Annotated in this window: 20 protein-coding genes and 6 pseudogenes; 12 read left to right on the plus strand and 14 right to left on the minus strand. The window is 43.6% G+C overall.

The features are described from left to right. Positions 1-192: 192 nt before the first annotated feature. Positions 193-930, minus strand: a complete 738-nt coding sequence (cysZ, locus tag UA76_RS08745) for a sulfate transporter CysZ (RefSeq protein ID WP_047045031.1) — start codon at positions 928-930, stop codon at positions 193-195. Positions 931-1,172: 242 nt separating this feature from the next. On the opposite strand from cysZ, the gene zipA reads away from it, so the two are divergent. The 3 genes and pseudogenes from zipA to UA76_RS08760 all read left to right on the plus strand — a co-directional run bounded on the left by zipA (position 1,173) and on the right by UA76_RS08760 (position 5,880). After that, on the plus strand, positions 1,173-2,144 hold the full coding sequence (zipA, locus tag UA76_RS08750) for a cell division protein ZipA (RefSeq protein WP_047045033.1): 972 nt from the start codon (positions 1,173-1,175) through the stop codon (positions 2,142-2,144). Positions 2,145-2,222: 78 nt separating this feature from the next. Beyond that, a pseudogene (gene ligA, locus UA76_RS08755) lies at positions 2,223-4,231 on the plus strand (NAD-dependent DNA ligase LigA). A gap of 512 nt (positions 4,232-4,743) precedes the next feature. Continuing rightward, a complete protein-coding gene (locus UA76_RS08760; RefSeq protein ID WP_238322238.1) occupies positions 4,744-5,880 on the plus strand; it encodes a porin in 1,137 nt (378 codons plus the stop codon). Positions 5,881-6,150: 270 nt separating this feature from the next. On the opposite strand, the gene UA76_RS08765 is transcribed toward UA76_RS08760, so the two are convergent. The 7 genes and pseudogenes from UA76_RS08765 to UA76_RS08790 form a co-directional block, all read right to left on the minus strand. Beyond that, positions 6,151-6,795, minus strand: a complete 645-nt coding sequence (locus tag UA76_RS08765; protein WP_047045035.1) for a YccT family protein — start codon at positions 6,793-6,795, stop codon at positions 6,151-6,153. A 186-nt stretch (positions 6,796-6,981) separates the two neighbouring features. Continuing rightward, positions 6,982-7,149, minus strand: coding sequence for a hypothetical protein (locus UA76_RS24060; RefSeq protein WP_202906925.1), 168 nt, complete (start codon positions 7,147-7,149; stop codon positions 6,982-6,984). Positions 7,150-7,233: 84 nt separating this feature from the next. Then, a pseudogene (locus UA76_RS08770) lies at positions 7,234-7,691 on the minus strand (NfeD family protein). An 11-nt stretch (positions 7,692-7,702) separates the two neighbouring features. Further along, positions 7,703-8,635, minus strand: coding sequence for an SPFH domain-containing protein (locus UA76_RS08775; RefSeq protein WP_047045038.1), 933 nt, complete (start codon positions 8,633-8,635; stop codon positions 7,703-7,705). Between the two features lie 135 nt (positions 8,636-8,770). Continuing rightward, positions 8,771-9,625 (minus strand): co-chaperone YbbN, encoded by an 855-nt coding sequence (locus UA76_RS08780; RefSeq protein WP_047045042.1) that lies wholly within the window; start codon positions 9,623-9,625, stop codon positions 8,771-8,773. Between the two features lie 331 nt (positions 9,626-9,956). Then, positions 9,957-10,783, minus strand: a pseudogene (locus tag UA76_RS08785) (SDR family oxidoreductase). 30 nt (positions 10,784-10,813) lie between these two features. Then, the gene (locus tag UA76_RS08790) at positions 10,814-11,728 is read right to left on the minus strand and encodes a TIGR01777 family oxidoreductase (RefSeq protein WP_047045043.1); all 915 of its coding nucleotides are present in this window, start codon (positions 11,726-11,728) and stop codon (positions 10,814-10,816) included. A gap of 211 nt (positions 11,729-11,939) precedes the next feature. Between UA76_RS08790 and UA76_RS08795 the strand changes: the two genes are divergently transcribed. The 5 genes and pseudogenes from UA76_RS08795 to yfcE all read left to right on the plus strand — a co-directional run bounded on the left by UA76_RS08795 (position 11,940) and on the right by yfcE (position 14,806). Beyond that, a complete protein-coding gene (locus tag UA76_RS08795; RefSeq protein ID WP_047045044.1) occupies positions 11,940-12,674 on the plus strand; it encodes a DUF1538 domain-containing protein in 735 nt (244 codons plus the stop codon). After that, positions 12,671-13,464, plus strand: a pseudogene (locus tag UA76_RS08800) (DUF1538 domain-containing protein). Before UA76_RS08795 ends, UA76_RS08800 begins: the two are co-directional and overlap by 4 nt. Continuing rightward, positions 13,454-13,803, plus strand: a pseudogene (locus tag UA76_RS08805) (P-II family nitrogen regulator). The pseudogenes UA76_RS08800 and UA76_RS08805 overlap by 11 nt, the downstream one beginning before the upstream one ends. Further along, a complete protein-coding gene (locus UA76_RS08810; protein WP_047045045.1) occupies positions 13,800-14,207 on the plus strand; it encodes a CBS domain-containing protein in 408 nt (135 codons plus the stop codon). Before UA76_RS08805 ends, UA76_RS08810 begins: the two are co-directional and overlap by 4 nt. A gap of 47 nt (positions 14,208-14,254) precedes the next feature. Beyond that, positions 14,255-14,806: a phosphodiesterase gene (gene yfcE, locus UA76_RS08815; RefSeq protein ID WP_047045046.1), complete on the plus strand. Its 552-nt coding sequence runs from the start codon at positions 14,255-14,257 to the stop codon at positions 14,804-14,806. Between the two features lie 80 nt (positions 14,807-14,886). Here the strand turns inward: yfcE and UA76_RS08820 are convergent, their stop codons facing one another. The 3 genes from UA76_RS08820 to UA76_RS08830 are packed head-to-tail and all read right to left on the minus strand — an operon-like array spanning position 14,887 to position 17,073. After that, entirely contained in the window at positions 14,887-15,642 is a 756-nt protein-coding gene (locus tag UA76_RS08820; protein ID WP_047045049.1) for a sulfite exporter TauE/SafE family protein, read from the minus strand. Positions 15,643-15,690: 48 nt separating this feature from the next. Next, positions 15,691-16,206 (minus strand): regulatory protein ToxS, encoded by a 516-nt coding sequence (locus UA76_RS08825; RefSeq protein ID WP_047045052.1) that lies wholly within the window; start codon positions 16,204-16,206, stop codon positions 15,691-15,693. A 3-nt stretch (positions 16,207-16,209) separates the two neighbouring features. After that, positions 16,210-17,073: a winged helix-turn-helix domain-containing protein gene (locus tag UA76_RS08830; protein ID WP_047045054.1), complete on the minus strand. Its 864-nt coding sequence runs from the start codon at positions 17,071-17,073 to the stop codon at positions 16,210-16,212. A 259-nt stretch (positions 17,074-17,332) separates the two neighbouring features. Between UA76_RS08830 and htpG the strand changes: the two genes are divergently transcribed. The 4 genes from htpG to rfaH all read left to right on the plus strand — a co-directional run bounded on the left by htpG (position 17,333) and on the right by rfaH (position 21,973). After that, the gene (gene htpG, locus UA76_RS08835) at positions 17,333-19,246 is read left to right on the plus strand and encodes a molecular chaperone HtpG (RefSeq protein ID WP_047045058.1); all 1,914 of its coding nucleotides are present in this window, start codon (positions 17,333-17,335) and stop codon (positions 19,244-19,246) included. A gap of 328 nt (positions 19,247-19,574) precedes the next feature. Further along, a complete protein-coding gene (adk, locus tag UA76_RS08840) occupies positions 19,575-20,219 on the plus strand; it encodes an adenylate kinase (protein ID WP_047045061.1) in 645 nt (214 codons plus the stop codon). A 144-nt stretch (positions 20,220-20,363) separates the two neighbouring features. After that, a complete protein-coding gene (gene hemH / locus UA76_RS08845) occupies positions 20,364-21,323 on the plus strand; it encodes a ferrochelatase (RefSeq protein WP_047045063.1) in 960 nt (319 codons plus the stop codon). 158 nt (positions 21,324-21,481) lie between these two features. Continuing rightward, a complete protein-coding gene (rfaH, locus tag UA76_RS08850; protein ID WP_047045192.1) occupies positions 21,482-21,973 on the plus strand; it encodes a transcription/translation regulatory transformer protein RfaH in 492 nt (163 codons plus the stop codon). An 83-nt stretch (positions 21,974-22,056) separates the two neighbouring features. Here the strand turns inward: rfaH and asnB are convergent, their stop codons facing one another. The 3 genes and pseudogenes from asnB to nagC all read right to left on the minus strand — a co-directional run bounded on the left by asnB (position 22,057) and on the right by nagC (position 26,835). Then, entirely contained in the window at positions 22,057-23,721 is a 1,665-nt protein-coding gene (gene asnB, locus UA76_RS08855) for an asparagine synthase B (protein ID WP_047045064.1), read from the minus strand. Between the two features lie 231 nt (positions 23,722-23,952). Then, positions 23,953-25,540: pseudogene (locus UA76_RS08860) on the minus strand (cation:proton antiporter domain-containing protein). An 80-nt stretch (positions 25,541-25,620) separates the two neighbouring features. Beyond that, positions 25,621-26,835, minus strand: coding sequence for a DNA-binding transcriptional regulator NagC (gene nagC / locus UA76_RS08865; RefSeq protein ID WP_047045070.1), 1,215 nt, complete (start codon positions 26,833-26,835; stop codon positions 25,621-25,623).

Genomic DNA, 26,835 nt, shown 5'->3' on the forward strand with positions numbered 1-26,835 from the left:
GTGGCCGACTTCACTTGCGACGATTTAGCTAATCAAGTCTGGCAAAAGTATGGGTGTTTAGTATGAATAAGAGATTAAGCTACGAAATGAAAGTGTAGAAGGATTAAAAAGTTATAACATATAGATTGGAAGATAAATGCCCTTGAAAAGTGTGATCTTCAAGGGCATGACAAAGGATAAGCTAAGCGGTTGCTAGTGTTTAAATTTCTCAACCCATAAAGCTGTCGCGCCACAAACTGCTATCGGCATCACGAACAGATTCAAGATAGGAATGGTGGTGAACAAGGCAACCATTGCGCCAAACCCGTATGCTTTACCTTGTTCTTGTTTGAGCTGCATGCGCATTTGATTGAACTCGATTTTGTGGTTATCAAACGGATAGTCACAGTATTGAATAGCGAGAATCCACGCAGTGAAGATAAACCAGAGGATGGGGCCTATGGTCTGTCCAAGGGCCGGAATGAGCAGCAGCAAGAAAAGGCCGATCGCTTTTGGTAATACATAAAGAAGCTTTCGCCATTCGCGGGCCAAGATTCTAGGTGTATCTTTAATAAGAGAGACTAACCCATCATCATTGATTTTCTGCCCCGTGAGTTTTTGCTCGACCTTCTCAGCTAACAGTCCATTGAATGGAGCGGCAATAAAATTCGCTAAAGTGCTAAAGAAATAGGAAAAGGTGGCCAGTATGGTAATCGTTAACAATGGCCAGAGTATGTAGCTCAACCAAGAGAGAAAATCAGGCACCTGACCCAGCATTTGATTAATCCACGCATCTAAGTTTGCAAATAGGTAAAACAGAGCGCCGCCAACGAGTAAGATATTAGCTAATAGAGGGAGCAGGACAAACTGGCGAATGCCAGGTTGCTTGGCAATAGAAAAACCATAAAAGAAGTAACTGATGCCATTTCGATTGTTTCGTCTTGTTTCCATACTGGTTGTTTCTTTCTTAAAAATTGTTACCAACCATTTTAACGAATCAATTGAAGAAAAAAAGCGTGGTCAAAATCACACCATATGAGGAACTTCTCACATTAAGTTGTTCTAATGTTAGGGTGAACTTTGGTAGAGTAAGGAATATGCCACTTTACCAGTACGGTAAAAAGTTCGATTGTTTATTGGTCTATATGACCTAAGCGTCAGAGCTTAGTTTTTAGAGTAATTGAGAGTAAATAATGCAGGAATTGCGATTCGTACTCATTATTGTCGGCGCACTAGCGATTGGTGCGTTACTGTTCCACGGTCTTTGGACAAGCAAAAAAGAAGGGAAGTCTAAGTTTGGTGATAAACCACTAGGCCGAATTGACGTAGATAAAGATGAGGATGAAGACGCACCTCAGAGAGCTTTTGCTCCTGAAGACGATTTTGAGATCATTAAGAAAGAGCGCAAAGAGCCTGCATTTGATGATGCTTCAATACAGTCTGACCCATTAATTGGCGATCCATTAATCGCGGATCCATTAACTGCCGACCCATTAACTGATGGCTACGCCTCTGAAACCGTTGAAAGTGTTGAAACAAGTCAAGCGATTGAGCCAAACGAAGAGGTGCTTGAGCCTGTATTTGTGTCTGAGCCGATCATCGAAGAAGACGGAAAGCTTGAAGACGAGCTTGTTAAGCCTGAAGAAGTCGAAAGCACTGTTAATGGAGTTGACACAACAGAGCCTGTGTTATCTGCAAGCTCTTCTGTTACTGAAAACAATCAAGAGCAAGAAGCTGAGCCAGAGATGGAAGTGATTGTTCTGAATGTACACTGTGCCGGTGACGAACCATTCGTTGGCACTAAGCTGTTCGATAGTATGCAACAGAACGGATTGCTCTACGGCGAGATGGATATATTCCACCGCCATGCTGATCTTTCAGGAACAGGTAAAGTTCTGTTTAGCGTCGCTAATATGATGCAGCCAGGAACTTTAGAGCATTCAGACCCAGCAGAATTTACCACGAAAGGTATTTCATTCTTCATGACGTTGCCATGTTTTGGCGAAGCCGATCAAAACTTTAAGTTGATGTTAAAAACGGCGCAGCAAATTGCAGACGACCTCGGTGGCAATGTACTCGACGATGCGAGAAATCTAATGACGCCAGATCGTTTAGCTGCGTATCGTAAACAAATTCAAGAGTTCAACTTAGCAGCGACTTCATAAACTGTGTTGGATTCACTATTCTATTAATAGGCTCCTCCCAGGGGCCTATTTTTTTACCTCATTAGTTAAGAGATGATCATGTCAGAAAGTCTAAAAGCAAAACTCGAGCAATTAAAAGAGACATTGCATTACCATGCCGTTCGTTACTACGTGGAAGATAGTCCTGAAATCCCGGATGCTGAATATGATCGATTAATGCGCGAGCTTTTGGAGATTGAAGAGATGCACCCAGAGTGGGTGACAATTGACTCTCCAAGTCAGCGTGTTGGCGGAGTACCACTAGACGGTTTCAATCAGGTACAGCACGAAATTCCAATGCTATCCCTTGATAATGCATTTAATGATGAAGAAATTGATGCTTTTCATCGCCGTATGAAGGAGCGTGCTATCGGGACCGACATCAGCCAATTTTGTTGTGAGCCTAAGCTTGATGGATTAGCGGTAAGTTTGATGTATCAAGATGGTGTCCTTGTTCAAGCTGCAACCCGCGGTGATGGTTCGACAGGTGAGAACATTACCGAAAATGTGAGAACTATTTCATCGATTCCTTTAAAGCTTCGCGGCAGCGATTGGCCGAGTAGGCTGGAGGTGCGTGGTGAAGTGTTCATGCCAAAGGCTGGTTTTGACAAACTTAACGAGCAAGCCCTAAAAAAAGGTGAAAAAGTCTTTGTGAACCCACGAAATGCAGCCGCGGGGAGCTTGAGACAACTTGATTCAAGAATTACCGCGCAGCGTCCGTTAGCATTTTATGCTTATAGCGTTGGGGTTGTTGAAGGTGCTGAACTATCAAAGAGTCATTACGAGCGCTTTCTTCAGCTAAAAAACTGGGGGTTACCTATGTGTCCAGAAACACGCAAAGTGGGTTCCCTAGATGAGGTAAAAGAGTATTACCAAGACATAATGTCACGTCGTGATGAACTGCCTTATGAAATCGATGGTGTTGTCATCAAAATAGACTCGATTGATGCTCAAGAACAACTTGGGTTTGTTGCTCGCGCGCCGAGATGGGCGATTGCTTACAAATTTCCTGCACAAGAAGAGATCACTGTACTCAATGACGTTGAATTTCAGGTAGGGCGAACAGGCGCCATCACTCCTGTGGCAAAACTCGAGCTGTATTCGTAGGTGGTGTAACGGTAAGTAATGCCACATTACATAACTCAGATGAAGTCCAACGCCTAGGTGTTAAGGTTGGCGATAGTGTTATCATTCGTCGTGCCGGTGATGTGATTCCTCAGATTGTTGCCGTTGTTCAAGAAAGAAGACCTGATAACGCTCGAGATATCGTTTTCCCAACACAATGTCCCGTTTGTGATTCCCCTGTTAAGCGTATCGAGGGCGAGGCCGTTATTCGCTGTACAGGCGGCTTAGTTTGCCAGGCTCAACGTAAAGAAGCGTTAAAACACTTTGTTTCTCGTAAAGCTCTCGATGTGGATGGCTTAGGTGAAAAAGTCATCGAGCAATTAGTCGAACGAGAAATGGTTGAAACGCCGGCAGATTTATTCAAGTTAAGTGCTGGCGTGCTAACTGTATTAGATCGAATGGGGCCAAAATCAGCCCAAAATGTTGTGAACGCTCTACAAATTTCTAAAGAGACCACTCTTGCTAGGTTCCTTTATTCTCTAGGGATACGTGAAGTTGGCGAAGCAACTGCGGCAAACCTTGCCCAGTACTTCAAAACACTGACAGCGGTGAAAGAAGCTACGTACGAGCAGCTAATTGATGTTGATGATATAGGTGACATTGTAGCAAAACATATCTTGGCATTCTTTGAGCAAGAAAATAACCAAGCAGTAATACAAGATTTACAAGACCAAGGCGTGCATTGGCCAGACGTTGAAGCACCTGAAGAAGGTAAAAGTTTACCTTTAGATGGTTTAACGGTTGTATTGACCGGGTCGTTATCACAACTTTCCAGAAATGATGCTAAAGCTGCACTGCAGAATCTCGGTGCTAAGGTAACGGGCAGTGTTTCTAAAAAGACTGATATTCTGTTTGCTGGTGAAAATGCGGGTTCAAAGTTAGCCAAGGCACAAGATTTAGGCGTTGAAATTAAGACAGAGCAAGATTTACTTGACCTCATGTAGTACTCAATAACATAAAAACACCATAAAAAAGCCTCAATTTATTTAAATTGAGGCTTTTTTCTTGCCTTCAATTAAGTGTCGTAATACGGGGCAGATCATTATGATACTTGGTACTGTGATCTTGCTCAACTAATTGAGTATTAATTTTTCTGGTGTAGCTCTATGCGGAACAGATCAAAGTTTATAACACTCATATCGCTCTATGTTGTTGTTTTGTAATGAGTATTGTTTGGTTTAATAAAGTTCATTTTAATAGCGAGATCTTGATCACTATCTGGATAAAAGTTTGGTCTTGCTCATATTTTTTTAGAAAGAAATTAAGTCTTCATTGATATTTTTTTTGTCGAAGTTAGTCTGAGTGCATGGATACACACTGTGTATGCAGGAAATAGAAAATCAAAAGTTAAAGGTTAATTTAGATTTTCACATAGGAAATGATTTCTCCCTTCGGCGGCCAACTTAAGGTGAGAAGTATAAAAAGACAGCTATATCCATTTTTAGGAGTTTTTTCCATGGACAAAATGTTTAAACGCACTCTTCTAGGTGCAGCAGTGGCTTCAGTAGCATTCTCTGGTGCAGCACTAGCAAAACCAGCAACAGACACAGTAGATCTTTACGGTCAAGTTGCTCTGTCTGTATGGCAGTTCGGTGAAGACAAAATTGGTGGTGGCGACGCTCCAATCAAATTTGAAAACGAGTCTCGCTTCGGTCTACGTGGCACTAAAGAACTTGCACGTGCTCCAAAGCTAATCTGGCAATTAGAAGGTGGTAACGTAGGCGATGCAGGTGCTAACAGCGGCCTTGGTGTTCGTGATACTTACGTTGGTTTTGAATTCGAAGATGGTGGCAAGTTCCGCGCAGGTCGTATGCTAACTCCTCTTTACCAAATTGTTGACTGGCCGTACTCAGGTCAGCGTGCTGGTGCTGTTTTCGATTGGGGCGGTGACGTAATCGGTGGTGCTCGTTATGACCGTCAATCTAACATGATTCGTTACGATTCTGCTAACCTAGGTGGTTTCTCATACAACCTAGCTGCTGGTCGCGGTAATGAGTCTGATAAAGATTCAAACTTTGTGGGTGCCGGTCTTCACTTTACTACAGGTGGTTTAACTTTCCACGGTGGCGTAGAAGCTGGTGACAACCGCACTGTTAGTAACTTGAACACTGCTTATAACCAGTGGTTAAACCAGAATCCAGGTGATGCTCCTGCTCTAGGCGATGATGATACAATTTCAGCACGCTCAGATACATTTGCTGCTATCGTAGGTTTTGAGTACTACATTAATAACTTTGGTATTTACGGTGCTTACAAACGTGAAGAAGCAAAGTATGAGAACGTTGTTTTAGATGATGTGGCACGCCCTCAGCTAGATGGTACTAAGATTGAGCAAGATAGTTACTCGTTTGGTTTAGTATACAGCGGCGTAGAGAACTGGCAGTTCAAACTTAACTACGCAGCTAACTCAGATGCTGATCTAAATAGTGCAACAGTTGATGGCACAAACGACTACATTCTATCTGGTCAAGCTCTATACTTCCTTGATGACTCAGCAATCACTTATGTTCGTCCTTACACTATCTCTAAAGATGATTCTTCTTCAGAGTTCGGTTGGGTTGGGGTATCGAGTACTACTTCTAATCTAACTTAGATTAATTTCAATTCAAAGCCAGCAAGTATGCTGGCTTTTTCATTTTCTGATTTATAGGATTAAATTGATGTGCTTATTGTTAGCTTGAACTATCAAAGGTAAAGGCTTTAAGAGTGATTGAGTATGGTTGGCTATAAAGTATGATTTATGTTTTATAGAAAAAGATTGTATTGTGAACATGCATGAGTTGACATTAGATTTCTTGAATCTACTATCATAGGTAATAAAAGCCAGCGTATAGCTGGCTTTTATTAGGTATGGTAAAAACGGTTATTCGAAGTTACTGATTGCCCAAGTCAAGAATTTCTTCTTTTCTTCAGATGTTGCATTGTTGTATGCATTTTTAAGTACTTGATAGGTATCACTATCATTGTCGATACTTGCAGTAGGTGTGGTTGTAGATGCAGGTGAGGGGCTACTTTGAAAGTTTCTTAAACTTGCGATCTCTGTACTTTGATTATACTTGTTCACTTCATGAACCATATCTGGCATGAGTTTGAAACCAATAACTAAATTATCTTTTACCAAGCTTTTTGGCTCACCATTATCACTTGCAAGTGTAAATGTTGGGTTTGTGTCGAATGCCATACCTTGATCAAGTGTTTCAATATTGGGGAGAGTTAAGCGAAGTGATAAGTCTGATTCATTGAAGGTAGCAACGAGCGGAGTCGATTTAAACTTTGTTTTATCCTGACCCGATTCTCTAACGATCTTAGCAACTCTAAAAACAATTTGATTTAATCCGTTATCGAGAGTTAGGTTATCTTTGTAATCAAAGCCTAAACTTGAGTAGCCTGCATCTTCACCGTTCACTGTTAGTAGTTGAACTCCTCTTGGAATATCGATTTCAACAGATGCAAAAGAAAGGCTAGGTGCCAAAAGAAGAGCACTAGTAGCTGCTTTAGTAAATTTCATAAAAACTCCATTATGATCGTTGAGATTATCCATCTCTGTTTAAACTAATGTTAAGTATTTTTTTTGTGAAAAAAAATAAGAATTGCAGCAGGATGAGATCTGAGGTGGGGAATTAGTGATTTTTATACTGAAAAAGGCTCTGGTATAAGCCAAAGCCTATAGTGGACGCAGTCTAAGGTAGAGCACCTAGTATTTGCCGCCTTTCATTGTACAAACATTAGTTGGTAAGAAATCAACGCTTCCATCACTCATGTGACAGTCAACACGTGGACCTACTTCCGTATGGCCGGTATAGCCAGCAAATACAGGTAGACTTAAAACAGTAGCGAACATTAGAACGATTAATTTTTTCATGATTATTCTCCAGTTGGTATCTCGTTGAGATAACCGTTAATACGGTAATCATGAGAAATAGATCGCATTTATGGAGAATAAATTTCAAAAATTAAGGGTTTTTCTTGCTTTCAATGTAATGCCTTTTACATCAATAACTTCTACCTGGCTTCCTTTTGGTGTAGCTTGGTCCAGTTCCGCTTTCCAAGTAGTATCACCGACTCTTAAACGACATGTGCCAGCCGGTAAATCTTCCGTCACCGTGATTATCTGACCGATCAGCTGCTTTTGTTTTTCATTTAGATCTCGAAGTCTGTCGTCTTCTGCATCTTTTTTGTGTTGCTTTCGCCACCACAGCCAGGTAGTTGCAAGTGAGAAAATCGCAAAACTAGACCATTGAAGTTGCCAACTCATAGGTAGGCTCGATAATAAAGTACCTACCGCGAGGGCAGAAAGACCTATCCATAAAAAGTAGCCTGCGGTTCCAAGCAGTTCAAATGCAATCAAAGCTAGCCCGAGGCTAGCCAATGCCAATGATTAATTGATTCTAATAACTCAATCAAGGATTACCTACCTATACGTTTTTGCTCTGATCATCGCTACTTTGCTTAAACATTTCAGCAATACCGGCCACAGAGCCCATTAGACCAGTAGCTTCGAGTGGTAGCATGATAATTTTACCATTTTCGGCTTCACCAATGGATTTTAGTGCATCGGTATAACCTTGAGCAATGAAGTAATTAACGGCTTGCATGTCACCCTGAGCAATCGCATTCGACACCATCTCTGTCGCTTTCGCTTCTGCTTCTGCAGCACGCTCACGAGCTTCAGCTTGCAAAATAGCTGCTTGTTTTTCACCTTCCGCTTTTAAGATCTCTGACTGCTTATGACCTTCTGCTTTTAAGATCTCTGCCTGACGTACCCCTTCCGCTTCTAAGATATCAGCACGTTTGTTACGTTCGGCTTTCATTTGAGCGTTCATTGCAGCAGTGAGGTCTGAAGGCGGTTGAACGTCTTTAATCTCAATACGCGTTACTTTTACACCCCAAGGGTTAGTCGCTTCATCGACGATGGCCAATAGTTTGGTGTTGATCATGTCACGTTGACTGAGCATTTCGTCGAGTTCCATTGAGCCGAGAACGGTACGAATGTTGGTGAGGGTAAGGTTGCGAATAGCGTGTTCAAGATCGTTGACCTCGTAGGCTGCTTTTGCAGCGTCAATAACTTGAACGAAACATACTGCATCAATGACTACGTTTGCGTTGTCTTTAGAAATGACTTCTTGAGCTGGAATGTCTAAGACACGCTCCATCATATTAATCTTTTGACCGATACGATCGATGAAAGGAATGATTAAATTTAATCCGGGTTTTAATGTATGGGTGTATCGACCGAAGCGTTCTACTGTCCAGTTGTTACCTTGTGGTACGGTTTTGACAGCAGAAACGATGACTGCTAAGGCGACGAGGGTAAATATTCCAATCGTAATTAAAGAGTCGATAGCCATTAATTTATTCCTTTATAAAATGAATCTAGATTCATAATACACGGAAAAACAATGATATAAATGAGAACTGAGAGATAAAAGTAAAAATGAGAGCCAAACTACTTTGCTCTCATTTTTATGTTTTAGATAAGGGAGTTAGTACAGTAGCGAATAGAGCTGCCTGCGGTATTGGCTGGCCAATGCATTGCCTTGACCCAACGCCGCGAGAATATCCATTAGTGTTTTTTTCATTTCACCATCAAGCGCGTTTAGGTCTGACTTAAGGAAGGACCAAAGCAGTTCGAGCGCTTCCTCATCTCTGCTTACCTGATGATATTGAAGGGCAAGCTTGCAAGCGATGTCAGCGTTGCTTGGTTCTTGTTTGTGTTGTGCTTCAAGCGCTTGAATTTCAGTGCTATCTGCTGCCTGTAAGTGCAGTTCTAATTTTGCCATCAGCCCTTTATAGTAGCTATCTTGATACTCTAGAGGGATCGTATTGAGTGTCTGCTCCGCTTGAGCAAATTGCTGGGTTTCTAGCAAACAGTCTGAGAGCGCAAGCTTGACATCACCTTTTTGCTTGAACTCGTCGGAAAGTGATTCCAACAGTGAAAGGGCTTGTTGGTGCATTCCAGCTTCAAGAAGGCTCTTAGCTTTGTTGAAGTTCAGCTCATCTTGACTTGGTAAATGCTTGACTAGCATCTCTTTGATGGACTCAATTGGCTGAGGACCGCCTAATCCATCTACCGCTTGGCCGTTGATGAACAATGCAATCGTTGGGAGTGTTTGTACGCCAAATTGAGCAGCAATCGCTTGCTCTTGCTCGCAATTTAGTAAGGCTAGCGTGAAGGCTCCGTCGTATTGTTGAGTCAACGTTTGCAGTTCTGGAATGACTTGACTACTTTCTGGGCTCATCGATGCCCAAAAGTGAATCAGTACCGGTGTTTGCATTGAACCTTCCAAGACCTGACGGAAGTTTTGTTCATTCAACTCAACAATATAAGGTGATTGCATAGGGAGTGTCCTTAAATCTTTGCTTTGAAAATTAGGTGAGGGCGAACGAGTGAGTTTTCAAGGTGCTGGGTTGAAATATCCTGTTGGCGAAATAAAAAAGCACCGCCTAGTGGCGGTGCTTTTCTTTTGTGGCAAGCAAAGGTGTTCAAAACCAGATAAATAGAGCCAGTGTTACACCAACGCCTATCCAATTAAGTTGATTTAGTGTCATTGGTATCTGCGAACGGTAATATTTTTATCAATACAACTTGTGGTTTCTATATTTACTAGTACAGAAATCAACAAACATAGTATGTCGAACAAATGTTACGCGATTATGACACGCTAAAAACTATGCGGCTTTGTCGAGAATTTTATCTAGCAATCGGGTTGGTAATAGACGCTTTAATACTGCGAACACTTTAGTAGGTGTCGTCACACGGTAGCGTAGCTTTGGTTTTTTCGATTCTAGGGCGTCGAGTAACGGTGAGATACAAGACTCAGCAGGTAACACAAAAGCGTTGTTCGACTTGTCGTTATTGAGTCTATTGAGTTGAGCTTGATATTGAGAAGAATGCGGGCTGTTTTCGTAATCGATCCATTTCTCAAATGCAATGGCCGCATTGGCTCTAAATTGCGTCTCTATTGGTCCGGGCTGAATAAGACTCAAGTGAATGTTGGTATTTTTTAACTCGAGGCGCAGCGTATCTGTCCATCCTTCCAAGGCAAATTTTGAAGCGTTGTATGCGCCCCTGTATTTCATTGCAGCAAACCCGAGGACTGAACTGTTTTGAATAATTCGGCCTTCGCCTTGTTTTCGCATCGTAGGCAGAAGCTCACCGACGAGTTGATGCCAGCCAAAGAAGTTGGTCTCAAATTGTTCCCTCAATGCTTGAACGGAAGATCTTCCAATGCGCCGGGTTGCCCGTATGCACCATTGTTGAATAACCCATAGAGCTTTCCGTCGCACAGAGATAACGTTTCTTTGACCGCCTTTGAAATGCTGCTTGAACTGGTTAAATCAAGATGAATGCAGGTTAGGCCTTCGCGCTGCAATCTTTCGACATCTTCGAGTTTTCGGCAAGATGCGATAACGCGATAACCGCGCTTATGTAAAGCATGCGCACAAACATAACCAATTCCTGTTGAGCAGCCAGTGATGAGAATACTTTTTGACATAATGGTCTTCGTAGATTTTTGAATGACTCGTTAATCGTGATGTTGTAGGAGGTTTTTCAGTGCAGGATCCAGCCTTGAGTAACTGAAGCGAAAGCCAAGTTCTGTCAGTTTCTTGGGTTTGGCTCTGACACTGTCAAACAAGAGAGTCGAACTCTCACCCATGGCAAGTTTTAATGCCCACTTCGGTGTGAAAAATAGGTGAGGGCGTTTCAGTGTTTTCGCCAGCTTTTGACTAAACTCTTTGTTCGGCACGGGATGGGGAGCGCATAAGTTAAACTCGCCATGGGCGTGTTCAGTTTCAAGCAAGTAGAGAATGCCTCTTACCATGTCCAACAGATGTATCCAAGGCATGTACTGTTGGCCATTGCCAATTGGGCCGCCGACCCCAAGCTTATATGGGATAAGCATTTTCTTCAAAGCACCACCTTCAGGGGAAAGCACAATTCCGGTTCTTAATAGACAAACTCTGGTGGTGTTGGTTCTTGCTCGATTAGCAATTTGTTCCCATTTAGCACACACGTGATGGGGGAAATTATGCTGGTGCACATGAAGGCTTTCGTCAAAAGGGTGAGATTGCTGATCACCATAGTAACCAACGGCTGAACCACTGATGAAGACAGCGGGTGGCTCCGTACTGGCATGAATGAGTGAGACTAATTGCTCGGTAATCTTCCAGCGGCTTTGGCAAATGGCTTCTTTCTGAGCATCCGACCAACGTTTGTCGGCAATCGGCTCACCTGCTAGGTTTATGATCGCGTCGAAACCATTGAGATCTTGAAGATCGTCCAATGAGGTGATGTAGGTGATATTGCCGACATCGGCATGCTGCACCGCCTGTTTGGCTCTATCTATATTGCGGGTCAATAACACGACAGAATGCGTCGTAAAGTGCTTGATTAACTCTTTACCAATAAACCCTGTTCCGCCTGTCAATAATATCCGCATAGTCATCTCCCTTTGTTATTGAATTATAGCGCCTTTATATGATTTTGATATGACAGAGTTGTCGTCTTGTTCGTTAAACAACGCAGAGATTCCGTAATTAGATCAAATAAATGTCACTTTGCTCTTTTTATTTATTGATACCGGATATGAATCACACGACTCAACAGAGCCGTTTGCCATGCTCTAACTATATCGCGTAACGGAGGCTTCTATGAGTGGGTTGAGTGCTTTGATTCGTACCATGCTCAGCAGTTTAAGAGACTTGCTGCCCATTATTGTGGTCATTGGTTTCTTTCAGTTGATCGTACTTCAAGAACCTTTGCCAAATTTGTTTTCGATTTCTCTTGGCTTACTTCTGGTTGTCTTTGGTCTTACCCTATTTGTCTTTGGTCTAGAGATGGGCTTGTTTCCAGTGGGGGAAGCAATGGCTCAGGCCTTTGCTCAGAAAGGCAGTGTAGTCTGGTTGCTCATCTTTTCATTTTGTCTTGGCTTTGGCACTACTATCGCTGAACCCGCGTTGACTGCCGTATCCAATGAAGCGGCTGAAGTGGCAGCAGAAGGCGGAGCGATAAAGAACACGATGGAAAATCGCGAGTCTTATGCCAACGGCTTAAGGTTAACGGTCGCGCTGTCAGTTGGATGTGCAATTGTTCTTGGAGTTCTCCGAATTCTTAAAGGTTGGCCAATACACTATTTGATTATTGGTGGTTACATTGGAGTCGTGATACTTACAGGGTTCGCTCCGGAAAACATTATCGGCATCGCTTATGACTCCGGCGGTGTCACGACTTCAACCATCACTGTTCCATTAGTGACAGCCTTGGGGGTAGGGCTAGCATCCTCGATCAAAGGGCGCAATCCCATGATTGATGGATTTGGTTTAATTGCGTTCGCGTCACTACTGCCGATGATGTTTGTGATGATATTCGGAATGGTGATGTCATGATTGGATTCACCTCGTTCTTTGACGTTTTGCTCGATACCATAAGAGATGTCACCCCAATCGTCTGTATTATCTTTGGGTTCCAATTTGCAGTGTTACGACGGCCTGTAAAGAACTTGCGTATGGTTGTTCTAGGGTTTGTTTTGGTCATCTGGGGTCTAACCTGCTTTCTAGTTGGCCTAGAGCTTGCCTTATTTCCCCTTGGTGAAACCATGGCAATGCAGCTCACCGAACCGGATTTTTTAGGATCGGTGCGGGTTTCATTGTCTGGTGTTTTACAGTGGTTTGATTATTACTGGGTATACCTCTTTGCTTTCTTTATTGGTTTCAGCACCACCATTGCAGAGCCATCGCTTATTGCCGTAGCTATCAAAGCCAATCAAGTATCTGGTGGCAGCATTAGCGTAAATGGTCTTCGTTTTGCCGTTGCCCTTGGTGTGGCGGTTGGCATAGCACTAGGAAGCTATCGAATCGTCGTCGGCGATCCCATTCATTATTACATCATTGCGGGCTACGTCGTTGTGGTGGTTCAAACGTTCTATGCACCCTCAATCATTATTCCTCTCGCGTACGATTCAGGTGGCGTGACGACTTCGACGGTTACAGTTCCATTGGTTGCAGCGCTAGGCTTAGGCTTGGCATCTACCGTACCAGGCGAAATCCTATGATTGATGGATTTGGCCTCATCGCGTTTGCAAGCTTGTTTCCGATGATATCTGTGATGGGGTATGCGCAGATAACACAATGGATGAATAAAGAACTGAGTTCTAAGGAGAAAGACAATGCGGTTTAAACTGATACTGGCCTTTGTCGAGGACACAAAGACAGATGTGGTGCTCGATGCGGCGCGCAGTGCCGGAGCGACAGGCGCAACGGTAATTAATAATGCCCGGGGCAAGGGCTCAATCAGAAGAGAACTTTTTTTGGTTTGACGCTGGAAGTACAAAAAGACGTATGCCTGTTTGTTGTCGAGGAACACCTGTCTCGTCAGATCCTTGAGCGAATAAGTGAAGTGGGAGAGTTCGATCAAGAGCCTGGTCAAGGAATAGCGATACAAATTGACGTTGAGGATGCCGTTGGGGTCGCCCATCAAGTCGAAACCTTGGCGAAAGTTGTGGAGGATGAGTTATGAGTACACAAGACAAGATTCGAGTTAGACATGTTATGGCGAGTACCTACGTTATTGTTGATGGCCTGACTACGGTGCACGAAGGAATTGGCTTGGCACGAAAGCACAATGTTAAGGCGTTGATTGTGAACAAGAGAAATGATGATGACGAGTATGGCATCGTGCTGATGAATGATATTGCCAAAAAGGTTCTAGCCAAAAATCGTGCGACTCACCGAACTAACATTTATGAGATCATGACTAAACCGGCGTTATCCGTGTCTCCTGAAATGAATGTGAAGTACTGCGCACGTTTGTTTGAGCGTTTTGGTATTAGCCGAGCGCCTGTTATTGAGGATGGTGAGGTCATCGGAATGGTTAGTTACAACAATATTGTGGTTAATGGTATGGCGATTGATGACGAGTAGTGGGGAATTTCGTAGAATCGCTCCATTCTATTGATAGAGAGGTCACCATGACATTATTTTTTGCTTCTGATTTACATGGCTCACTGCCCGCGACTGAGCGGGTATTAGAACAATTTAAGCGCTCGGGAGCAGAAACATTACTACTACTCGGAGATGTCCTTAACCACGGGCCGAGAAATCCAGTGCCTGAAGGTTACAATCCTCCTTTGGTAGCAGAAAAGCTCAACGAACTTGCGGACTCTATCATCGCGGTGCGAGGGAACTGCGACAGTGAAGTCGACCAAATGTTGTTAGCGTTCCCCATGATGACCGACTATTCATGGATTATTCTAGAGTCGGGGCAGCGTGTATTTCTAACCCACGGTCATTTATATCATGCAGATAAAATGCCGCCTTTAAAGCGTGGCGATGTGCTGGCGCATGGTCATACCCATATTCCGACAGCGCAGTGGCAAGAATCGGTGATTGTATTTAATCCAGGCTCAGTGACCTTTCCACGTGGTGGTTTTAAACCGACTTATGGCCTCTTGAAGGATGGAGTGCTTCAAGTGGTCAGCTTTGACGAGGAAGTTATTGCTGAGGCTAGCTTAATTAGGTGAGTCAACGGTACGAAAAATCATTTTAGTAGACAGTAAAACCTAAAAATTTACGATAATTTTGTGGTTTTTATGGTGTTGGGTTAGAGAATTAGCTTTAACCCAACAAACAATGTCAGAAGTTCAAAAGCGATCTTAATCAGTTTGTTTGAGCTTTTTGTGACAAAGTAAGCGCCAATTGCGCCACCCAAGAAAGAGCTTGCGAGCAGTATTGGTAACCAAGGCCAATATATTGGGGCGCCGGCTTGCACAACTGCAATTCCTCCAATGCCATTCCAAAATAAACCGACACAAACTAAAGTAATAGCTACAGCTTGTTTGTAGCTGTACCCAAACCATCTGACCAAAAAGAGCGTGACTAAAAGGCCAGAACCAGCCGTTAACGAGCCATTGATAATGCCAATGGTGATAAATCCAATCCCGCCAATGACATATCCGGTTGATGTCCTATTTATTGGCGCTTCGGTCTGTCCTAAATCTTTCTTAAAGCGAGAATAAACCCCGAGTGCCAAAATCATTAATCCAAGTGCAGATTGGGCAATATCTTCAGGGATCTTCAAAATAATATTTGCGCCAATAATGGCACCAAGTGAGCCCGTGAAGGTTACGTATATGGCTGTTTTAAAGGAGAAGGTTCGATTTTTACAGTGTGTGTAAGCTGCGCCAATCCCTAATGCGACACTCGCGACTTTGTGGGTGGCTAAAGCGCTTGAAAAAGGCAGACCTAGAAAGATAAGAAGGGGAAACTGCAACAAGCCAGCCCCGCCACCGGATAAGGACGCTAGCGTGTTGGCAATGAGAGAGCCGAGAAATAGCGCTATTGAGCTGAAAATATCCATAATAAACAAAAAGGGGCGTCCTGCCCCTTTTCCAATCAAATAGTAGAATTAATTCGTTGAAAGTACCGTAGAGCCGTGACTTAAACTCGTGAGTAATAGTGTTTTCTCATTCACGATGTCAATGCGGCGGCTTTGCTGTGCATCCATCTTAAACAACTGTGTGATCAAACTCAGCTGCTCTTCAGTGAAGTCTTTTGATTGAGCCGCAGAGATGTCTTTAAACTCAACTGGAGATACCAGCAGGTAATTATCACTTATACTCCATTCACCGGTTTCTGAGATGTTGATTACACTTGGCGTATCATTATTCTCAGCAAACAAACGTACGTTGGTAACACGAATGTAAGTACCGTTAGGAAGGTACTTGACGTTTGAGCTTACGTCAGCTTTACGCAGCGGGCCTACGCTTTCTTCTTGATTGTTCTCGGTAACAACCGTCACCATTTTCGACTGCCATTCTTGTGAGGTTAAAACTTGCTCTAGTTTTAGATCGCTTCCCCAATACAACCATCCACTAAACAGTACGGATAGGCCTAGAATGATTGATGCAATTTTTTGATTCATAACTTATTTCCCAGACTTACACACGCGGTTTAACTCATCTAACTCAGCAAAAATACGCACTGTCATATTTTCGCCTGAATAGTTGATTGAGTGAATGTAGTTCAGAATAACCTGATTACTTTGACCACCTGTTGCGATGACTTGTGTCGGTGCTAACTCTGCCGTATGCGACGCACTGTAGTACTTTACACACTGTTCTATAGCCGGTAGCCAATCAGAAAGATCCGGGTGGTTGTTTGGCGTCATGACCGGAATACCTTCATAAATCGCCAGTTCACGGAAGCTTGACTGCGCAGGGTTGGTGAACAAAACGACAAACAAAGGAAGGAGGCCAGCCAGAATAAGCAGAGCGCGAATTTGCCACTTCGGTGCTTTTGCTGCTGGTGTGACCGGAGCATGAGTTGATTGGTACTGAGCAACGGGCTCTGTATCAACAACCGGTTTAAGTTCTGGTTCAACTGGCGCGATAGCGTCTTCGACTACTGGCTCTTCTTTCTCGGCGGTATCGTTGCTCAGTAAAGGCGCTGCTCTATCTACAGAACAAATGAGCTGATAACCACGTTTTGGTACCGTTTTTACAAACATAGGCGACTTGGTTGAATCTTTTAGCATTTTACGCAGCGTCGAGATCGCCTGAGTCAGACTTGAATCGTCGACCTCAAACCCTTGATCTCGCCAAACAAATTCATGCAGCTCATTTCGAGAGATGACTTCGCTTGGTCTTTCTGACAGCAATAATAAAATTCGGCTTTCGTTGCTACCTAAACGTACTACTTCATTGTCATTTTCGTGGTCAATGAGAGAGTTACTGTTTGGATCGAAAGTAAATCTGTTCGCAAGATTAAACTTTGTGCCTATATTACTCATTCAATTCTTCTTTGTGTGTGCGTGTTATTCGTCTGGGAAGTATCAGAAGGCGCTAATTATACCTAACAAAGTACAGTAAATTTAGCCTCTTTGATATTTTCGTCGCTAAGGATAATAAAAACAAATAAAAAAAACATCGTTTTTATGGTTTTTGACCTTGAATTTACAATTGTCAGCCATATGTTAAGTAGCAACTTACAGACAAAAGTAGTGCGTTCGTGTAAGGCGGGCACTAGGTTATTGATGTTATGGAGCAAAGATGAGCGAAACAACCAATTCAACCGTAGACAATCAAAAAGAAACACGTGGTTTCCAGTCTGAAGTGAAGCAGCTACTTCACTTGATGATTCACTCTCTGTATTCGAATAAAGAGATCTTTCTTCGCGAACTGATTTCAAACGCGTCGGATGCATCCGATAAACTGCGTTTCCAAGCGCTTTCTAACGCTGAACTATACCAAGGCGATGCGGACCTAGGTGTGAAGCTATCGTTCGATGAAGCAAATAACACGCTCACCATCTCTGACAACGGTATTGGTATGAGCCGTGAAGATGTGATCGAGCATCTTGGAACGATCGCAAAATCGGGTACAGCCGAGTTCTTCTCTAAGTTGTCTGAAGACCAAAGTAAAGATTCTCAGCTAATTGGTCAGTTTGGTGTTGGTTTCTACTCTGCGTTCATCGTCGCTGATGCAGTAACTGTACGTACTCGCGCCGCAGGTTTGGAGTCTAACCAAGCAGTTCAATGGCATTCTGCTGGTGAAGGTGACTACACCATAGAAAACATCGAGAAACAGTCACGCGGTACGGATATCATCCTGCACATGCGTGAAGAAGGTAAAGAGTTCCTAAACGAATGGCGTCTACGTGATGTCATCAGTAAATACTCAGACCACATTGGCATTCCAGTTTCTATCCTGACTCAAGAAAAAGACGAAGAAGGAAAAGAGACGGGCGAGACTAAGTGGGAGCAAATCAACAAGGCTCAAGCGCTATGGACTCGCAGTAAGTCTGAGATTTCTGACGAGGAGTACCACGAGTTTTACAAACACGTATCTCATGATTTCGCTGATCCACTACTTTGGAGTCACAACAAGGTAGAAGGTAAAAACGACTATACAAGTCTTCTTTACATCCCATCGAAAGCGCCTTGGGATATGATGAATCGCGACCATAAATCTGGCTTGAAGCTGTATGTGCAGCGCGTGTTCATTATGGATGACGCTGAGCAATTTATGCCATCTTACTTACGATTTGTTCGCGGTTTGATAGATTCAAATGATCTTCCACTAAACGTTTCGCGCGAAATTCTTCAAGACAATAAAGTGACTCAGTCGCTACGTAATGCTTGTACAAAACGCGTATTGACCATGCTTGAGCGTATGGCCAAGAACGATGATGAAAAGTATCAGGCGTTCTGGAAAGAGTTTGGCCTTGTCATGAAAGAAGGCCCAGCAGAAGACATGGCAAACAAAGAGAAGATTGCCGGTCTATTGCGCTTTGCATCGACGGAAGTAGACAGCGCGGATCAAACGGTTGGTTTAGCGTCATACGTTGAACGCATGAAAGAAGGTCAAGATAAGATTTATTATCTAACGGCAGATTCATACGCTGCAGCGAAGAACAGCCCTCACTTAGAGCAGTTCAAAGCGAAAGGTATCGAAGTGGTTCTAATGTACGATCGTATCGATGAGTACGTGATGAACTACCTGACTGAGTTTGATGGTAAGCAGTTCCAGTCGATCACTAAAGCTGGGTTAGATCTGAGCAAGTTTGAAGACGAAGCTGAAAAAGAGAAGCAGAAAGAGACGGAAGAAGAGTTCAAATCTGTTGTTGAGCGTACCAAAGAGTACTTGGGTGACCGAGTGAAAGAAGTACGTACGACCTTCAAGCTTGCGACAACACCGGCTGTTGTCGTAACCGATGATTTTGAGATGGGCACTCAAATGGCAAAACTGCTTGAAGCAGCAGGCCAAGAAGCGCCACAAGTGAAGTACATCTTTGAGATTAACCCAGAGCATGCGCTTGTTAAGCAGATGGCTGATGAAGCCGATGAAGAAGCCTTTGGCCGTTGGGTTGAAGTTCTGCTAGGCCAAGCCATGCTGGCAGAACGCGGTTCGATGGAAGACCCTTCGCAGTTCTTAGGTGCTATCAACAAACTACTGACTAAGTAGCTGTTAGACTAAAGCGTAAAGCCCGTTCTAAACGGGCTTTTCTTATGCTAGGCCTTAGTTCACTTGGTTGGTATAGCTGGTGGAGTTTGTCTGTGATTGCCTGAGCCTGTGATAAAAAGGCTAAAAGAGCTAAATTGATGATTTAGTATTCTTTAGTCGTAAACCCGTCGGCGAAGACAATTTTTGTGTTAGACTACGCTCGCTCAGTCAAGAGTTGCAGTAATTATTCATGGTCACTGCATAATAAAACTTATACCGAAACTTATCGTTGCAAGCATTCAAACTGTGAGCTTCGGTATAAATCAAACTTTGTAAAAGAGGATTAAACATGCGCATCATTCTTCTAGGTGCTCCAGGTGCAGGTAAAGGCACACAAGCAAACTTCATCATGGAAAAGTACGGTATTCCACAAATCTCTACTGGTGATATGCTTCGTGCTGCTATCAAAGCAGGTACAGAGCTTGGTAAACAAGCTAAAGCTGTTATCGACGCTGGTCAGCTAGTTTCTGATGAAATCATCCTTGGTCTAATCAAAGAGCGTATCGCTCAAGACGATTGTGAGAAAGGTTTCCTACTAGACGGTTTCCCTCGTACTATCCCTCAAGCAGATGGCCTGAAAGAGATGGGTGTAGACGTAGATTACGTTATCGAGTTCGACGTTGCTGACGATGTTATCGTTGAGCGCATGGCGGGCCGTCGTGCTCACCTTGCTTCTGGTCGTACATACCACGTTGTATACAACCCACCAAAAGTGGAAGGTAAAGATGACGTGACTGGTGAAGATCTGGTTGTTCGTGATGACGATAAAGAGGAAACGGTACGCGCGCGTCTAGGTGTTTACCATGAGCAAACTGCACCACTTATCAACTACTACGGTAAAGAAGCTGAAGCAGGCAACACTAAGTACCTTAAGTTCGATGGTACTAAGCAAGTGACTGAAGTAAGTGCAGATATCGAGAAAGCATTAGCATAATTTCGCTAACATAAATTGCTAACTGCGATTTTTGAAAATTTGCTATAGTGAAGGCGACCCAAAGGGTCGTCTTTTTTTTGTTTACGGTCTGATCTATAAGGATCTTCTTCGCGTAAAAATCAATTTCGGTGTGAATAGGAAGTTATGCAGAATAATAACAAACAAGGTGTATTGCTGGTTAATCTAGGTACACCAGATGCGCCCACTGCGCCTGCGGTAAAAGCATTTCTTGGTCAGTTTCTCCATGATAAGCGAGTTGTCGACCTAACTCGTTGGCTTTGGTGCCCAATTCTTCATGGTGTCATTTTACCGATTCGCTCGGGTAAAGTGGCCAAGCTTTATCAAAGCGTCTGGATGGAAGAGGGCTCTCCTTTAATGGCCTACTCCAAAGCGCAGAAGGCGAAGCTAGAAGCTGCCACCGACCTGCCAGTTGAACTCGGAATGACCTATGGCAACCCAAGCATTAAGAGCGGCATTACTGCACTGCTTGAGCGTGGGGTGAAAGAGGTGATTGTTCTTCCTTTATATCCACAATACTCGGGCACCACTACAGCCGCAGTTTCTGATGCTCTGTTGAAAGCACTGAAGACCTTTTCGGTTGTTCCTGCTTATCGATTTGTTCAGCATTACCACCAACACCCTCAGTATATTAAAGCGTTAGCGGATTCAGTTCGTCGCTCGTGGGAAAAAAATGGTCAGGGCGATTACTTACTTTGCTCTTATCACGGTATACCGCAGCGTTTTGCAGACAATGGCGATGTGTATCCACAGCATTGCGAAAATACGACTGCGCTACTTCGTGAAGAACTTGGGCTTTCGCAAGACCAAATTGGCATGAGCTATCAATCTCGTTTTGGCCGCGAAGAGTGGCTTAAACCCTATACTGACAAGACATTAGAACAACTGCCAACTAAGGGCATTAAGAAGTTAGATATTATTGCTCCAGCCTTCTCTAGTGACTGTTTAGAGACGCTAGAAGAGATTTCTGAAGAGTGCAAAGACATTTTTGTTGAAAGTGGTGGGGAAAGCTTCAACTACATCCCATGCTTGAATGATGATGACGGCCACATTGAGCTGATGGCGCAACTTGTTGTAACTAAATAGAAATTATCGGCATTCACAATGACGTAGAGATGAGTGGTACTTTTTTTTACGTTTTGCGCCGATTTGGTCTGCCAATAGAGAGTAAGGTTCTCATATTTGCATATTCTAATCGTAACTCGTTCGATGTTAGGATGGGCAAAAATTATAACGAGTTGTTTATGAAAAGTTGGTATTTAGTCTATTGCAAACGAGCTGAGCAGCAACGAGCTAAGCTTAACCTCGAGAACCAAGGGGTAGAATGTTACTACCCAGAGACTCAGGTAGAAAAGATTGTTCGGGGAAAGAGAGTCACTAAACTTGAACCCCTCTTTCCCTGTTACATGTTTATTCGATTTGATGTCAACGAGGGGCCTAGTTTTACAACGGTTCGTTCAACCCGTGGCGTGGTTGATTTTGTTCGCCAAGGCTCTACCCCTCATGAACTGCAAGGTGATCTCATTATCACGCTGAAGGAATCTGCCAGCAGCAGTGAGGTCTCTCAGCAAAAGCTTCCTAAAAAGGGTGACCAAGTTAGAGTCAAGAGTGGTCAATTTGCGGGTATTGATGCAATTTATCAGGAGCCGGATGGAGAGCTTCGTTCGATTATGCTGGTAAAAATGCTCAGCCAAATTGTTCCAATGAGCATAGATAACAAAGATATGGAACTTTAATCCCGTCAACCTTATTTAGGACGGTACATTAAGAACTAAAAAGGCACCTTACGGTGCCTTTTTTGATGAACTCAGTTAGTCAATTAGTAAGAGTCGTTATGAACGGCTTTCACTGCGCGACCTGAAGGATCTGCGTTGTTTTTGAATGACTCATCCCACTCAATGGCTTTCGCAGAAGAACACGCAACTGAGGGACCACCTGGTACACATTCTGCAGCTGACTCTAGAGGGAATAGCTCTTCAAAGATCTCGCGATATGCATAACCTTCTTTTGTCGTCGGTGTGTTGTATGGGAAACGGTACTGAGCGGTTTCCATCTGTTGATCAGTCACTTTCGCATCCGCAGTTGCTTTCAGTGTGTCAATCCAATCGTAGCCAACGCCGTCTGAGAACTGCTCTTTTTGACGCCATGCAATTGATTCAGGCAGGTAGTGCTCAAAACACTCACGTAGGATGTGTTTCTCCATTTTACCGTTACCACACATCTTATCTTCAGGGTTTAGACGCATTGCAACATCGATAAACTCTTTATCTAGGAATGGCACACGACCTTCAACACCCCAAGCTGCTAGTGACTTGTTCGCACGAGCACAGTCGAACATGTTTAGTGCAAGTAGTTTACGAACGGTCTCTTCGTGGAACTCTTTCGCGTTTGGCGCTTTATGGAAGTACAGGTAACCACCGAAGATTTCATCCGCACCTTCACCAGAAAGAACCATCTTGATGCCCATAGCTTTGATCTTACGAGCCAGTAAGTACATAGGAGTCGAAGCACGAATCGTTGTCACGTCGTAGGTTTCGATGTGGTAGATAACATCACGAATCGCATCTAGACCTTCTTGAATCGTGTACGTCATCTCGTGGTGAACGGTACCAATTTGGTCTGCAACTTCACGTGCTGCCTTAAGGTCAGGTGCGCCTTCTAGGCCAATAGCGAATGAGTGAAGTTGTGGCCACCAAGCTTCAGATTGGCTGTCATCTTCGATACGCATTGCGGCAAAACGCTTAGCGACTGCTGATGTGATTGATGAATCAAGACCACCTGATAGAAGCACACCGTAAGGTACATCAGTCATTAATTGGCGCTTAACCGCTGCTTCCAGTGCTTCAGTCAGTTCTTCTTTGCTAGAGCTGTTACCCTGAACAGCTGCATACTCATTCCAGTCACGAGTGTAGTAACGTTGTGGTTCAGCATCTGCACTGCCGTAGAAACAACCTGGAGGGAATTCGCTCACTGTTTTACATACAGGAACCAGCGCTTTCATCTCTGATGCTACGTAGTAGTTTCCGTGTTCATCGTAGCCTTGGTATAGAGGAATGATACCGATGTGGTCACGGCCAACTAAGTATTGGTCTTTCTCTTCATCGTAAAGAACGAAAGCAAAGATGCCGTTTAGCTCTTCAAGAAGGTCAGCACCGAACTCTTGGTATAGTGCAAGAATTACTTCACAGTCAGAGTCTGTTTGGAAGTCATACTTACCTTCGTAGCGAGCACGGATCTCTTTGTGGTTGTAGATCTCGCCGTTAACTGCAAGGATGTGTTTTTTATTCGAGCTGTACAGCGGCTGAGCACCACTGTTTAGACCAACGATAGCCAAGCGCTCATGCGCTAGGATTGCTTTGTCTGATGCATAAATACCTGACCAGTCTGGGCCACGATGTCTAAGTTTTTTTGACATCTCAAGCGCAACTGGACGCAGCGCAGCCGCATCACTTTTTATATCTAGAATCCCGAAAACCGAACACATACTACATCCCTTTAAATATTTTTTAATCTGTTGGCTTCAATTTGCCATTCTGATTAAAAAAATCAACAGGGAATGATGAAAAAGAATTAAAAGCGCGATTAATGATGTATTTTTTTTAAAATATATTGGTTTTATTAAAAAAACTCCAAAGGATGGTGTTTTTTTGAACTAAACAAAAACGGAAGCCACATAATGACTTCCGTTTTAATTTGCTTGTTGATGCTAGAAAGACTAATTCGGTGAGCTAAATTTAGGGTTTAAATGGTCACACACGTGACGAGCAAAACCGCTACCTGCCTCGTTGTAAATATTAAATGCAGCATCAGCACCTTCTTCTAATAAATTATCGAGCTGATCTTGATACTCTGCGATAGCGGCGATCTGTCCTTTGAAGTTTTTAAGCTGCAGTTGCTCTAGCGCAGTTTGGTTACCTTGGTGATGAGGCATGGCAAGCAGTACCAGTTTTACATTGGCAGTATCTAAAATACGCTCCCAAAAATCGGAGTCGGTTGCGTCGCCAGCAATCACATTTCGGCCTTCAGCACGATGCTTGTGAGCGGCTTCTTCTCTGACTTCAATACCTAATGCTATTTTTCCATAACGACTTCTTAGTTCGTCATACGCACCTGTACCAATGCGTCCCATACCTAAGATCAGTACCTGAGCATGACCTGGGTTGATGAGTTGGTCGCGTTGATGAAGTTTCTCTGCCGCATGCTCTTTAAGCCAACGACTTGAGCGTTGATATAGCTCGTGGCCTTTTCTGTTTAGCGGTGCAGCAAGGACAAATGAAATCGACACAGCAATGGCGATGGCGACTAGGATATCACCTTCCATCCAGCCTAGTTTAAAGGCAAGGCCGCCGACGATAAGACCAAATTCGCTAAAGTTAAATAAGCTGAGCGAAGTCAACAATGATGTACGCACGCGGAATTTGAACTTGTTAAGGACCGCAAAGTAAAGCACGCCTTTGATGGGCAGCAATAACAAGAAAAGTACCGCCAATGCAAAACCCGTCATTGTCGGTTGCTCAGACAGACCGATATTGAGGAAGAAGCAAACGAGAAACAGCTCTTTTAGATTAAATAGAGATTTAGATAGCTCTGAAGCTTTTTTATGACCTGCGAGCAGCATGCCTAATACTAGCGCGCCTAGATCGGGCTTAACCCCTACAAATTGGAATAAACCGGCACCGACAACTAGCGCGAAGAAGATACCAAAAAGCACCAGCATCTCACCGTGACCAACTTTGTCCAGTAACTTGTAGAATAATGGTCGTAGTAGTGGCAGCCCGAATAGAGCGATGGCATACCATTCTGGTATCTTGCCAGTAGAAGCGGTTAAGAACACGACAGCAAAAATGTCTTGCATGACGAGAATACCAATCGCCAATGTGCCATAGGTTGCGTTCATTTCGCCTTTCTCTTGCAATGTCTTCACGGCAAAAACGGTGCTTGAGAAGGACAGAGCAAAGCTTAAAAGAACAAGTTGCTCAAATGACATTGAGGCGAGGCTCGAGATCCCAAGGAACTTAAACCCAAAAAGCAGTACCGTGAAAATTGCGGTTGAAAGAAGGTTGTGTACTGTCGCGCCCGCCCAAATTTCTTTAGAGAGCAAAGTTTTGACATCGAGCTTTAAGCCAATTGTAAACAGGAGCAGGGTTACACCTAAATCGGCCAGTAAAACGATAGTGTCGTTGCTCTCATAGCCCATAACATTCAGGCCAAAGCAGCTAGCAAAAAGCCAACGAGGGAGGGAGGTTCAACTTCAACGCAATAAAGCCTGCGATGAAAGCCGATGAAATTAACAGTAGTTCCATAACGAGTGATGCTTCCAGATAACAAAAAGGCTGTGTAAACACACAGCCTTACATTTTACGGCAATTGATTGCGTAGTAAATTATTCTTCAAGGAGTTTTTGTAACAAGACACCATTAAGCATTGCGCGCTTAATCATAGCGAATGCACCCATAGTCGGGTGTTTGTCGATTTGAGAAGCGACAATCGGTAGCTCTTGGTGGAAAGTCGTCAGTGACTGGTTTTCCACGTTGCGGCGAATGGCAGGGAAGATAATGTCTTCACACTGAGTGATATCGCCGGCAATGACAATTTTTTGAGGGTTAAATAAGTTGATGGTAATCGCTATTGCTTTACCTAGTTGATTTCCGACGCGAACTAAACTTTGTTTAGAAAGCTCATCACCGTTGTTGGCATGCTCACAAACGTCATGGATGGAAATACTGTCAAGTTCAGTCAAGCTCGACTCGTAGCCCTGATTGATTAACTTATTAACGCGAGAAATAATCGCTGGGTTAGCGGCAACCGTTTCCAAACAACCAAAGTTACCACATTGACACTGTTCACCAAGTGGGTCGATTTGGATATGGCCAATCTCACCAACGTTACGATTATAGCCCAAAAATACTTGGCCATTAACGATAATACCGGCACCGGTACCACGATGCACACTCACTAGAATTGAATCTTGGCAATCTTGGCTTGCGCCGAAGTAGTGCTCCGCGAGTGCCATACCACGAACATCGTTACCCACAAAACATTGAACATGGAACGTATCGCGAACTAAATCGCTCAGTGCAAGGTTATCAATGGATACGTTTGGCATGTATTCAACGACACCACTTTCTGGGTTGACCAGACCAGGCAGTGAGATACCGATGGCAATCAGTTGGTTGATAATGTTTTGATTATCAGAGATGAAGCTCTTGAGGTAAGAGATCAAGCCTTCAGTTAGTTCCTCTTGCTTGGTGTAAAAGAACTCATGATAAGTCGAAGTAAGTTCTTTCCCGCCCAGATCATAAAGGCTGAACTGAAAGTAATCACGGCCAATTCTCACCGCTACAGAATGGAAAGGTTCAACTTCTGTAGTGAGAGAAATGGCGCGTCTGCCTCCAGTGGAGGCTTGTTGCGCGACCTCTTTGATTAGGCCGCGCTCGAGTAATTGGCGGGTAATTTTCGTAACACTGGCAGGCGCTAACTGACTAACATCCGCAACTTGGATGCGAGAAATCGGACCTTGTTGGTCGATCAGCCGGTAAACTGCTGCACTGTTAAGTTGTTTAACTAAATCTACGTTACCTATTTGTCCGCCATTCAT

Origin of the sequence: Vibrio mexicanus, from assembly GCF_001012815.1 — a bacterium.
GTDB classification, from domain to species: domain Bacteria; phylum Pseudomonadota; class Gammaproteobacteria; order Enterobacterales; family Vibrionaceae; genus Vibrio; species Vibrio mexicanus.